Origin of the sequence: Dolichospermum sp. UHCC 0352 (genome assembly GCF_009711925.1) — a bacterium.
Taxonomy (GTDB): Bacteria; Cyanobacteriota; Cyanobacteriia; order Cyanobacteriales; family Nostocaceae; genus Dolichospermum; species Dolichospermum lemmermannii.
The window spans coordinates 1-12,673 of sequence record NZ_VIKY01000288.1 but is presented as its reverse complement, the minus strand read 5'-3'; the positions used below and the strand labels follow the sequence as shown (position 1 = coordinate 12,673).

The window sequence follows — 12,673 nt, the reverse complement described above, 5'->3', positions numbered from 1 at the left end:
AACCTGATTTAAATTATTTTTAGGACAACAGCAAGGCATCATTTTATATTATTAAATCAAAATCCCCGCAATTCCCGCAGTGATAAAACCCGCTAATAATCCACCAATCATAGTTCTTACACCCATACGGGCTAAGTCTTGTTGGCGGTTGGGTGCTATTCCTGTCATCCCCCCAATAGTAATGCCAATTGAGCCAATATTAGCAAAATTACACAAAGCGTAAGTGGCAATAATTGCTGAACGTTGAGAAATTTCTTGTTTCTTAATCATTTCTCCTAAATCCAAATAGGCGATAAATTCATTAAGAATCGTCTTTTTACCTAATAATGCCCCAACTTGTCCACAGTCAGCCCAAGGTATACCCATCAACCAAGCTACGGGAAACATAATTAAAGATAACATCCCTTCTAAAGATAATTGCGGATAACCTGCCAAACTCCCCAACCAACTTAAACTGGCATTCACAGCGGCTAATAAACTCAAAAAAGCAATTATTATGACTCCAACATTAACCGCTAATTTTACGCCATCAATTGCCCCAGAAGTCGCAGCATCAAGAACATTAACATAATTACTTTTGATCTCTATATTCACTGTTCCAGTAGTTTCCGATACTTCTGTTTCTGGATACATGATTTTAGATACTATTAGAGAAACAGGGGAAGTCATGAAAAAAGCCGCAATTAAATGTTCTGGCGGAATTCCAAAGGACAAATAAGCACCTAGTACACCCCCGGCAATGGTAGCAAAACCACCAGTCATGACGGCGTGCAATTCAGATTTTGTCATGTTTGCTAGGTAAGGTTTGACCATGAGTGCTGCTTCTGTTGGTCCCAAGAAGATATTTCCCGCACAGGACAAAGATTCAGAACCTGATGTTTTCATGGTTTTCATCATCAACCATGCTAGGGCATTGACAACTCTTTGCAAAATGCCATAGTAATAAAGAATACTGATAAATGATGAGAAAAAGATAATTGTGGGGAGAATTTCAAAAGCAAACAGATGATCTTTGAAGTTTTCACCAAAGACGAATTTTGCACCAACATCAGAAAAAGCTAAAAAGTTACCAACGATATTTCCCAAGGATTTAAATAAGTTCAAACCCCAAGGGGTCTTGAGAATGACTATAGCCAAAATAAATTCTAACCCCAATCCCCAGGCGACTGTCCGCCAACGCACAGCTTGACGACTCACGGACAGGACGTAGCATATACTGATGAAAACACAAATGCCTAAAAATGAAATAGTGCGTTCCATATTCAATGTTTCCATATTTTTTGCAAATAAGCTTCAGAATAACTTAATTTCCGATCATTAAGTGCCGAATTAGCTGATTTAGGCGGTATTTATCACCAAAATGCTGCTAGTGCAAGGGAAGAAAAACAGGATATTTGCTGGCTTAATTAATCTTAAATATAAAGAAATAATTAAAAGTATACAAAACTTAAATAAATTGTTATTACAGAACTATGCAAATGGGAATAAAGAGTGTATATTGGTTTCAACTTCAGTATACCGAAAGATTTATAGTCTACCAATTATGAGATACCTCTGGTTCACAACAAAATGAACTGGGGGTATCTGTGTTTTGGGAACTGTAGAGACGTTCCATGGAACATCTCTACAAGGGTTTCAAACCACGCACGTTTAATTCTCACCAGATGTCTATTGATAATCATAAGTAATGAATTATACATTACCCAATATCATGCTTATCTCTCCAGCTTGTTTCTGTAAATCTAAATCTTGATAGATTTGCAAACTCTGAGTTAAAAACTGATGAGCAATAACTTGATTATCAGGCTGTTTTTGCTTTAATAGCTTGCTGTGCAATTTGCAAACCAATCAAAACCTACAACTTCAGCATAGCCAATGTTATATCTATCTAGGGCTGTTTGGGTATCTATCCAAATAACAGTATGTGTATTTCCTAATTTTTGTTCTAATCGTCGCAGTTCAGTAGTTTTACCGCCACCTCGATGACCCGCCAGTAAAAATTTTGCTGGATCATCTACCACTTCTTCTAACATACCTCTAAGATACAAGGTTGGGTTGTGGAACGTAAACGTATCCCTGCGGGACACTGCGTGAAGGCCAAGCAATCAGCATGAAATCCAACATGAGCGCTGGGTTGCGCTGTCACTTAACCCAACCTGCAAAAAATGGCTAAGGTATTGAAACAAGATGAAAAGTTAAATAATCCATAAGTATATCGAAGATCCTCAGTAAAGTGAATAACATAGAGACAATATTTTTTGGTGCAGGTATTAAATGGAATCTTTAGAAAAACAAATTCTCACATTGAGCCAGAAAGTTGATGCTATCTATGAAGTGATTGAAAGGCTTGATATGCGGCTATCTCAAGCTTTGTCAGATTCATCTTTAGATAAGTTACCAGTCATAGAACATTATCTAGAAAAGAAACAGCCAGTGCCTGAGTTAAAAGAATTGAAGCATAAAGATATTTTGTCAGATGGTATTGTAGAAATGAATTATCAGACGACAGATAAACAAATAACACCAGAAATCCAAATTCAACGGCTAACAGCTCAGTTAACCGCTGCATATCATCGGATTGCTGCTTTGGAAGAACAGTTACTCAGACAGAGAGCTTATTAATTGCGGCTAATTTCTTCAAGTTGGGCTTCAATAGCTGCTAATAATTGATTTTGTTGCCAATTTTGACTTAAAGAGGCAGCGATACAAGCCGCACCAGCACCAATACCTTCTTTGACAAAACCCCGTTCATAAGCTTGAAGTTGAGGATATCGAGAATTAGCAAAACTCAATTGTGTAGCTAACAAGGGAGGGATGCTATTTTTGTGTAAACTTTGGGCTAAATCAACTGTTGCACCTGTGGGATCTTCTGCTACCCAACGGGTTGTGCCGATGACAATTTCTGCGGGTTGCCAAGATAAAGAATATGTGTAAGCGATCGCTTGAATTAAAGCATAAACTGCTAACATTTGTGTACCTCCACCCAATAATACCCCACAACTCCGACTCGCGGCGATCGCCATTCCTGCTACTACCACCTGCATGGGATCACCTACTGCGGCCACCAGTTCTAAAGGATCAACTGACGGGGGCATTTTTGCCAATCCCGCTTGCACCAAATCCCATTTCTGTCCGTGATTACACACAGGATGGCTACTATTAACTTTACCAACAGCATCAATGCCCAAACCAGTTAAAATTGCCAAGGCTGTTGTTGTGCCACCGACAACGCACTCGCTGAGAATTAAATACCCATGAGAACTTAATTCAGAACTTAATTGATCACCCCAACGCAATCCTTGTACTAATAAATGTTTGACAGTATCTATATCCATAGCTGTACCCTGACTTAAACACTTCGCCGGCGCACCACCCAAATCAATTAATGGTACAGGTGGAGTATGGGGTAATCCCGCATTAAACAAGTACACAGGGATATTTAAATTAGCCACCACCGCCCGCGAAATCAGCACAGGAGAAGCCCCGGAAGTCAAAGGAGGGAGAGGGTACTTGGGTTGATGTTCAGCACCGTAATAGAGAAATTCTCCATCAGCACAAGCCGTATATTGGCGATCCTGTGGAGTCAACCCAGCGGCAGAAATACCAGGAATTAAACCCGTTTCTGTAAATCCCAAAATACAGGCAAATATCGGTAATTTACCCCGATAACGATGAAGCCATGCTTTGCCCTGGGGAACTTGTGTGTAAATATTAATCATATCTAAACTGTGATTTTTCTGATTTTTCTGATTTTCCTGATTAATTAATCATCTTTATCAAATTAATCAAAAAAATCATAGTTATGACTTTTACAATTAATCATCTTCATCAAATTAATCAAAAAAATCATAGTTAGGACTACTCATAATCCATCAACACTTGCAACCAATGAGGTGGACGGGGAATGGGATTTCCTAAGCGATCCAAAAGTAACAAAGCAGTAAGATGGACTATAAACAAGTAAATAAAATTATTAAGAACAATGAAAGCGATCGCTCCTAATTGAATTAATAATAAATTGGGAGTCATTAACAATTCCAACTTTAAAAAAATCCATTCAATAATTTCTGTCACTTGGTTAATCACATAAACCCACAAATCTTCCCCCGATAGCACAGACAAAAACCACAGCCGAAAAAACACCCCCATAGTCCCCAATAACGTCCCTAAAGTCATCGAAACAATCCAGGGGACACGACGATACCAAGTCACCCCCAATAGCACACCCATCAAGCCAAAAGGCATGACAAATAACAAACTGCGGACTGGACCCATCAACACAGACAACAGCAACCCAGAAGTCACTGCTGCCATCCAAGCTGCCCGTTTACCCCAACGTAAATAAACCAAAGCAATAGGGATAGGAAAAAATACCCGCAATACAGGACCCAAAGGAAAATAAAAATTAATAAACCAAATTAAACTCGCCGTACTTGCTAAAAAAGCCGTTTCCACCATCCTCAAGGTACTCTCAACTTTAAGAGGTTGGTACTGTAATTGAATTTGGGGAAGAGATTCAGGAGATGAATCTTTCTCTGGTTCTTCTGGGAGCAAATCAACAATACTCATGCAGGCAACTAAATTAAACGATGGTTTTTTCCAAAGCTGACCAATCGGGAATATGAATTCTATCTTATACTAAACACGGGTGAGATTTAAACTTTTGCCAAATGACAAAGAACCCAGATGTGTAGGGGTTTAGCAGTGCTAAACCCCTACGTTTAGAATCAAACAATCAAGCCGTTTTGAGTATAATCTCTTACAATTAAACCCTTTTTTTCTAATTTTCTCAGCACTCTTGTCACAGTTTCCCGTGCCAATCCGCTTAAACTACTTAACTCGCGGTGGGGTAAATTAGGAATTTCCGTGCCTGTATTCTCTTGTTTGCTTTGCCCCTCTGCCAAAAATAGCAACGTATCCGCCACCCGTGACTGACTATCTGATTCCCGTAACTGCAATTTTCTGTTAACTTGTCGCAACCCATTAAATTACAACCACCTTTAATAGAGATTGTCTGAGATTACACCAACTATGTTATAAAAATTTCAGAGGGAACAGGAAAAACTCATGTTTAAGTTCCCTGTTCCCAGTTAAGAGTTCCCTGTTCCCTTGTCATAACGACAATTTTTAACGCCAACCTACTTAGAAGTATTATTTGATTTTCCTGTATCCCTCACGAGAGTGGATGAATAACACCACGCAATCGCGTAGACTGCGCTCTGCGCTTAAAAACTACCTAAACCTGAATCTTCTAAAATTTTGTACATTTTTAACTAAGGTAATTTAACGTGACTTCCCATATTGATGAAATTCACCAACTAATTGCAGATATTGATCACTTACTGTCTCACACAGCTAAAGGCATTTCTAAGTTCCTGTCTAACCAAGGACAACAGGAAAAAGACGTTTTACAACGAGTGCATAACTTCTTGGTGCGACTGAGTGAGGAGGAAGTATCAAAAGATGATGTCCTACCGGAAACTACAAACCCACTTCCCACACCAAAATTTTCATCTCTCTTGACACAATTTAACCAAGAGGTTAATGTTCCATCTGTATTTGAGTCTGGTTCGCATCAACCAGAGCTTAGTAGTATTGAAACAGGACAAATCAAACAAGAATTGATGGTCTTAATTCAGCCTTTACAAGCGGAATTATCCAGGCTGTTAGCAGAAAGAGCCGATTTGATTCAGGAAATTAGGCAACTAGAGCAAAAGCGACTGCAAAACCATTCATTAAGTCAGCAGTTAGCGAACCAAGACGAAATGATTTCTGAATTTTTAGAAGTCCTCATGGGTCGTTTAGTGCCACATCTAAAATCAAATTCTGCGGTAATAATTAACCCTGATTTACAGAATTTAGAAGCAATTACTTCTGCCATTCAACCTATTTTAGAATCAGCAGAACGGGTAGAACAGTTGGCAAATTTGGCTCGGAATTTAGATCAACACTTACTGTCTCTAGATGGAACTGTTAATACTATTTTTGAAGCCCTAGAACGGAATATTAACGCCTATTATCAATCCTTATCCCAAGCATTAGCTAAAATGCACAATGAGGGGATGCAAGGTGAACAATTGATGGCGAAGTTTCTCAATAATTTGACTCAATATTTACAACAACAAGTCTTGATTAATGAGTCTTCTATTTCTGATGTCAACACTGAAATAGTTTCGGCATCACCATTATTAACTGAGTCCTCTGTTGTTGAACAATTAACACCTTCAGAAAATGTATCTACAGAACTTCCGACTGCGGCATCACCATTATTAGCTGAGTCCACGGTTGTTGAACAATTAACACCTTCAGAAGATGTACTTGTAGAACTTCCTGCTGCGGAAATATTGCCAATTGATCTGGATACAGAGTTGTTACAAGAGCCAACACAATCTGCAAAAGATTTACAATTAACAAATACTGATGAAGTAGCTGAACTTTATGCCAGTTTCTTTAATACTGAAATTTCTTCACCGCTAAGTTTCTCATTTTCTCCTGATATTTTGCTGAAGGAAGATGAAAGTTTATCCATTGCTTCTGAAGTGGTTAATCATGATTTATCAGCATTAGAAATTAACAGTTCGATAGTTTCTAGTCTAGCTGACAGCACTACGTTAGCAGAACCAAATTCTGTGGATACAATTACAGTTCTGACTGATTTGTTAGTAGATACGACTCATGAACAAGTACCAATAACAGTTATCAATCAATCAGATAATTCCCACATAGAACCCGAAAATCAGGATATAGCTTTAGATAACTGTCAGGAAGTAGATTTAAGTTTGACAACTCAGACATATATAGAAGCAGAAAAAGAAGATTTTTCTCAAGCTTTAATTACCAGTGAGCAAACTCCAATTACCAGTCCTCAACCCTCAATTCCCAATGATGAAAATAATCATCTTGTCCCAGAGGATAATTTAAATACGACTTGGTATTTAGGAATTGATATTGGCACGACAGGAATTTCTGCGGCTTTATTAAATCACTCTAAATTGGTAGTTTATCCAATTTATTGGTCAGCAGAAAATCAAAGTGGTGATGCTTCTTTTCAGCAATCATTCCGGTTACCAGCAGAAGTTTATTTACCGACAAATTCAACTTCTCATCAGGTGAAAAATGGACAATCAGAATCTTCCCCTCATCTTTATTCAGCACAGTTAAAGCCTTATTTACAAATAGCAGTTCCCTACCAGCAAGAACGACAAAAATGGGAACCAATGCTGCAATTAAATGAGTTTTCCGCAGGTCCATTGATTTGGGTAGTGCGATCGCTCTCTAAGCTACTATCAACTCTCAGAGCTAGTCAAACTAGTACCACACCAGCTTTAATTGCTAATGCTGTGGGAATGAATATACCAACTTTTTCCAAGGTAATTAAGAATATCGCTGGTGTCATCTGTACTTGTCCTTCCAGTTGGACCGAACAATATCGCTTTAACGTTCGAGAAGCGATTGTGACTAGCGAACTTATCTCTCATCCTCAACAAGTCTTTTTTGTGGAAGAAGCGATCGCCAGTTTACTGCCAGAATTAGACAGTGCCAATGGTCAATCTATCCAAATCAGCGAAAAGCAGGGTTTACGGGCTTTAAAAACTAGCAATTATCTCCTGGTAGGTAACACTTTAGCAATTAATATTGGGGCAACCCTAGTAGAAATGACCTTGGTAGATATACCAGCAAATCTGGAAGAATTGGTACATAAAAACTTCATGCTCCACAATTTTGCCTACTCTGGTAAAGGCATTGAACAGGATATTATTTGTCAGTTACTATTACCACCAAAATCCCGCCAACTTCGCCAACCTGGGCAATTTCATCATGAAGAAGCGAATGCTAATCCTTGGCATTGGCAACCCTCAATTCCCGGTTTAGACCAAATGCAATTCTCTAATTTGGGTTTAGAAGGACTGGTACTACCCAAAGTTGGAGAACCAGATACACAAGCACGGATTCGTCTCCAGCAACGTCTAGAAAGTTCTCTCCTGGGACAAGCCTTATTAGATGCAGCATTGGCATTAAAGTTAATTTTACAGCACCAAGAAACCTTTACCCTAGAATTCGCCGACCAACGTTGGGTATTACAGCGCCGAGATTTAGAAAGTCAAGTCTTTGTCCCCTTTGTCCGTCGTCTCAATCGAGAGCTTAACAAATTATTAGTAGCCCGTGGTATTCCCACCGAAGCTATTAATCAAGCTGTCCTCAGCGGTGGTGTGGCTTCCGTCGGCACTATTAACCGTTGGTTACGGCAAAAATTGCCTAATGCCAAAATTATTCAGGACTTATACCTTGGTGAAAACGGCGCTCCTAATTGCAGTCGAGTTGCATTAGGTTTAACTATGTTACCGTTGCATCCCCAAGTTTTAGACATACCTAAACAACAATACACAGATTATTTCCTATTCTCTGAATTGCTAAAACTATTGCCCAACCGTTCTTTAACCTTTGGTGAAGTCTTGCAATTATTTGAAAGTCGTGGTATCAATACCCGTATCTGTCAACAGCGGTTATTGGCTTTCCTAGAAGGTGAACTACCACCAGGCTTAATTCCTGCGGCTTCAGATTACCTTTGGCTGACCCATCACTCCCAGGAAAATCTCGACTACAAAGCAATTGATTCCCTCAAAGCAGGCATAAACTCTCCACCACTATTTGAAAAGCAAGGCAATCTCTCCTATCGTCCCAATTTACAACAAGTCCAGTTATTACTACGTTATTTAGATGCCATTAAATCTAGTACCGTGCAATCCCTAGAAGAACCATATAGTTACCTTTTACATAGTCAAGTATAGGGCAGAGGAGCAGGGGGCAGGGGGATTTTACTTCTTCTTTTTTCCTCCTGACAACTGACCTTTTGGGAACGTTAGATACAATTAGAGCGTCTCTAAATAGAGGACTCAATGGCAAAACATCAGGATCTTCTTTCTTCCTAGAGAAGACATATAATAGGGTTTTCAGGCTTTTGGGTGGGATCATGGAAATGAATAGCAAAGTAAAAATAAAAATAAACTAACTTTAGTGCGTATATTCAGTTTCTAGAGATGATAATATCATCACAACCCGACGCTCATGTTGGGTAACATACGTCAACCCAACCTACAAATCAAGACTTTTTTCGATTTGGACAAGGTATTGATATAACTGAAACTGGTTATTGGTGCATAAATCTCACAATTTGTCTAGTTGCTGGCATTAATAAAATTATTGACGGGAGGAGTGATCATGAAATTATTAGTTCGTTGGAGCTTAACATTGGGTTTGGCTGGCAGTACATTTTTGGGGGTGGTACTTGTCCCTCATATCCCAGCATTGGCATTACCAGAACAAGAAATAAAGGCTAAATTAGACGGAGTGCCTGTCTATTTAGTTACTAATGGTAAAGGTATACCTTTAAGCCGTTCCCTATCTAATAATCAAAATGGTCAAAAAGATGGGGATTCGTTGACAAGAGTTTATATGAGTCGTCAAGAGGCTCAAGAGTTTATTAAGAAGTTACAACAGGTCAAGGACAAAAATCCCAAACTAGATGAAGTTGTGAAAACTCTGCAAGTAACAGCAGTACCGCTGGGAAGTATTTATCAGCAAATTCGAGAAACCAAAAATCAGCCTAATCGCCTTATATTTGATTTTAAACCTGTAGATCGAGATATTCAGGGAGCCTTAGACTTGCTGCGGCAAAGTGGTCAAAAGGTAGATAAATTTTCGGGTTTACCTGTATTTGCAGTAAGATTTGGTGCTGATAAGGGTTATGTGCCAATTCAAACCGCAGCCGAAAAACAGCAACTCATTCCTCTATTTTTAAGTAAACAAGATGCACAAGGTTTATTAACCCAAGTGAAGCCGAAATATCGGACAGCGGACATTCAAGTTATAGCTGTAGATGAAGTAATTAAAACTTTACAAAGTAAAAATGATGACTGGTTAAAACAAGTTTTGTTAGTTCCATCTCCGGAGTCAAGGGAATATATGATGTCAAGGGAATATATAAAGACTCTACCGAATAATAAACCTTCGCAAAAGTAAAGTTTACGTATGGTAGAACAACAGCTACAGGTAGTTTCTGGATTAGAACTTTGGCAATGGCGAAAAACCGCAATTCAAACAGCTATAGCCTCGGACATATCCCCAATGGAGGTAGATTGGCTATTATTAACAATAGCTAATTTAGACCGCTTGGCACTGCGTTTGGAGTCTTTCAAAACATGGCAGCAAATCCCCATAAAATTGTCCTTAACAGAATTAGAGCAATTGTGGCAAAGGCGATTAGATGACCGTTTACCGGTTCAGTATATTGCAGGGACGACAGCTTGGCGGAAGTTTCAACTCACAGTTTCCCCTGCGGTCTTAATTCCCAGACCAGAAACAGAAATATTGATTGATTTGGCCGTAACTGCTGCTAACGGTGAAGCCAAAGCAGGTCAATGGGTGGACCTGGGAACGGGTAGTGGGGCGATCGCCCTAGGATTAGCTGAAGCATTCACAACCGCCACTATTCATGCTGTAGATATCAGTCCAGCCGCTTTAGCCATTGCTCAAACCAACGCTGAAGATTTAGGTTTTCGGGAACGGATTCAATTTTATCAAGGTTCTTGGTGGCAACCCCTAGAATCCCTCAAAGGTCAGTTTAGCGGCATGATATCAAATCCGCCCTATATCCCCAGTAATACCGTACTGACCTTACAACCAGAAGTAGTCAACCATGAACCTCATTTAGCCTTAGATGGTGGTGCAGATGGTTTAGACTATATTCGTCATTTAATTGATATTTCCCCTAATTATTTGCGTCCTGGTGGGCTGTGGTTAATTGAAATGATGGCAGGACAGGCAGAAATGGTGCGGGAATTGTTGGAAAATAATGGTAATTATATCAATATTTCCATTCATGCTGATTTAGCCGGAATTAAACGTTTTGCAGTGGCTTGTAATTGCAAATAAAAAATATTCTATGGCAACCACCTATTTCTCCTCCTTGCATTCCTCTTTGCGACTTTGCGTGAGACAAAAAAAGATTTTGGAAAAAAGAATATTTTGCCATTAAATAGGAGGATTCCAGATAAACACCCCATAAAATTCTCACTGCCTACAACACCTTACACTGCCCATAATGCCTTAATAAATGATCACATAAAACCAAAGCCACCATAGCATCAACCATTGGCACAGCGCGGGGTAAAACACAAGGATCATGTCTTCCCTTCCCAGATAAAAGAGTTTCTTCACCTTCCTTAGTTACGGTTTTTTGTTCCTTTCTAATAGTAGCCGTCGGCTTAAAAGCCACTCGGATAATAATATTTTCACCGTTGGAAATTCCCCCTTGAATTCCGCCCGAACGGTTAGTTACTGTTCTAATTTCGCCACTTTCATCAATATAAAATTCGTCGTTATGTTCAAAACCTGTTAACAAAGTTCCGTCAAAACCAGAACCGATTTCAAAACCTTTACTTGCTGGTAATGACATTACCGCTTTTGCTAAATCTGCTTCTAATTTATCAAAAACAGGTTCGCCTAAACCCTTGGGAACATTCCGCACCACACATTCAACCACACCACCGATGGAATTACCATCTCGACCGGTTTGTTCAATTAATGAAATCATGGTATTAGCAGTTTCGCCATCTGGACAACGGACAATATTGCTTTCGACATCTGCTAAACTGACGGTATTCGGATCAACAACACCTTCTAAATCCTTAATTCGCTTGACATAAGCAATAACTTCCACATTTGCCACTTGATGTAAAATCTTTTTAGCGATCGCCCCTGCGGCTACTCTACCTATTGTCTCACGCGCCGACGACCTACCACCACCTTGCCAATTTCTGAATCCATATTTAGCATCATAAGTAGCATCCGCATGAGAAGGGCGATATTTTTGCGCCATTTCATCATAATCTTGGGGACGAGTATTTTTATTTCTGACTAAAATGGCAATTGGTGTTCCCAGAGTTTTCCCCTCAAACACCCCAGATAAAATCTCACAGGTGTCCGCTTCTTTGCGAGGAGTCGTAATTTTACTTTGTCCTGGTCGTCTTCTATCTAACTCAAATTGAATTTCTTCGGCAGAAATTTCCAGTTGTGGGGGACAACCATCAATAATAACTCCCACACCGCCGCCGTGAGATTCGCCAAAAGTAGTAATACGGAAAAGATGACCAAAAGTGCTGCCCATGATATTCAGGAAATACAGACCGGAATATGTATTTTACATGGAGTTGGGCGATCCTGGGAAAAATCAAAAATTCCCCATGATAATCAGTTATCTTAAAGACTCTCACCTTGTCCCCTGTCACCTGTTAATAATTGAGTCTGGCAGATGAACTACCCCTTGCTAACTTCGTTTGAGCCAGGGGTTTCTACATCCCCTAGCGGAGCCTGAGATTTTTGACGCTTCGCACGACCTAGTTGCTTCATACTTCCAGCATTCTTGCGTTCGCTGGTGTTTGAAGTAGAGCTAGAATCATCTACGTCTAAGAGGCTAGTTCCTAACCCCTGTAGATTATTTGAGTACCAAAGTAGCATTACTTCTGCGGTGGCGATATCGCGCTGTTGGGTATATCCGCAGTTATGGCAAACATGAGTTCTTGCGGCTAAACTCTTCTTTTCTTGATTTCCGCATTTTGGACAGGTTTGAGATGGTTTTACCTTCTTTGTAGGAACTTCTACAAATAAGCCACCA

General features: G+C 39.6%; 10 protein-coding genes and 1 pseudogene. 4 read left to right on the top strand and 7 right to left on the bottom strand.

The window, feature by feature from the left end:
- Positions 1 to 51: 51 nt before the first annotated feature.
- Positions 52 to 1,260: a NupC/NupG family nucleoside CNT transporter gene (locus tag FJR06_RS20950; RefSeq protein ID WP_168652202.1), complete on the bottom strand. Its 1,209-nt coding sequence runs from the start codon at positions 1,258 to 1,260 to the stop codon at positions 52 to 54.
- Between the two features lie 557 nt (positions 1,261 to 1,817).
- The gene (locus FJR06_RS20945) at positions 1,818 to 2,033 is read right to left on the bottom strand and encodes a hypothetical protein (protein ID WP_041457601.1); all 216 of its coding nucleotides are present in this window, start codon (positions 2,031 to 2,033) and stop codon (positions 1,818 to 1,820) included.
- 241 nt (positions 2,034 to 2,274) lie between these two features.
- On the opposite strand from FJR06_RS20945, the gene FJR06_RS20940 reads away from it, so the two are divergent.
- Entirely contained in the window at positions 2,275 to 2,622 is a 348-nt protein-coding gene (locus tag FJR06_RS20940) for a hypothetical protein (protein WP_015078535.1), read from the top strand.
- Here the strand turns inward: FJR06_RS20940 and cobT are convergent.
- From cobT to FJR06_RS20925, 3 genes and pseudogenes are all read right to left on the bottom strand, one after another.
- Entirely contained in the window at positions 2,619 to 3,719 is a 1,101-nt protein-coding gene (gene cobT, locus FJR06_RS20935; RefSeq protein WP_168652201.1) for a nicotinate mononucleotide-dependent phosphoribosyltransferase CobT, read from the bottom strand. The genes FJR06_RS20940 and cobT overlap by 4 nt on opposite strands.
- A 139-nt stretch (positions 3,720 to 3,858) precedes the next feature.
- Entirely contained in the window at positions 3,859 to 4,569 is a 711-nt protein-coding gene (locus FJR06_RS20930; protein WP_168652200.1) for a DUF2232 domain-containing protein, read from the bottom strand.
- Between the two features lie 158 nt (positions 4,570 to 4,727).
- Positions 4,728 to 4,979: pseudogene (locus FJR06_RS20925) on the bottom strand (helix-turn-helix domain-containing protein); the annotation flags it as partial.
- A 309-nt stretch (positions 4,980 to 5,288) separates the two neighbouring features.
- Between FJR06_RS20925 and FJR06_RS20920 the strand changes: the two are divergent.
- From FJR06_RS20920 to prmC, 3 genes are all read left to right on the top strand, one after another.
- Positions 5,289 to 8,789 (top strand): hypothetical protein, encoded by a 3,501-nt coding sequence (locus FJR06_RS20920; protein ID WP_168652199.1) that lies wholly within the window; start codon positions 5,289 to 5,291, stop codon positions 8,787 to 8,789.
- A gap of 430 nt (positions 8,790 to 9,219) precedes the next feature.
- On the top strand, positions 9,220 to 10,020 hold the full coding sequence (locus FJR06_RS20915) for a Tic22 family protein (RefSeq protein ID WP_168652198.1): 801 nt from the start codon (positions 9,220 to 9,222) through the stop codon (positions 10,018 to 10,020).
- 9 nt (positions 10,021 to 10,029) lie between these two features.
- Complete coding sequence (gene prmC, locus FJR06_RS20910) at positions 10,030 to 10,932, top strand: peptide chain release factor N(5)-glutamine methyltransferase (protein WP_168652197.1); 903 nt, start codon at positions 10,030 to 10,032, stop codon at positions 10,930 to 10,932.
- Between the two features lie 145 nt (positions 10,933 to 11,077).
- Here prmC and aroC read toward each other — a convergent pair whose 3' ends face one another.
- Together aroC and FJR06_RS20900 are read right to left on the bottom strand one after the other, a co-directional pair.
- The gene (gene aroC, locus FJR06_RS20905) at positions 11,078 to 12,166 is read right to left on the bottom strand and encodes a chorismate synthase (RefSeq protein ID WP_015078528.1); all 1,089 of its coding nucleotides are present in this window, start codon (positions 12,164 to 12,166) and stop codon (positions 11,078 to 11,080) included.
- A gap of 149 nt (positions 12,167 to 12,315) precedes the next feature.
- Positions 12,316 to 12,673 (bottom strand): zinc ribbon domain-containing protein (locus tag FJR06_RS20900; RefSeq protein ID WP_168652196.1); only part of this gene is annotated, 358 nt, incomplete at its 5' end.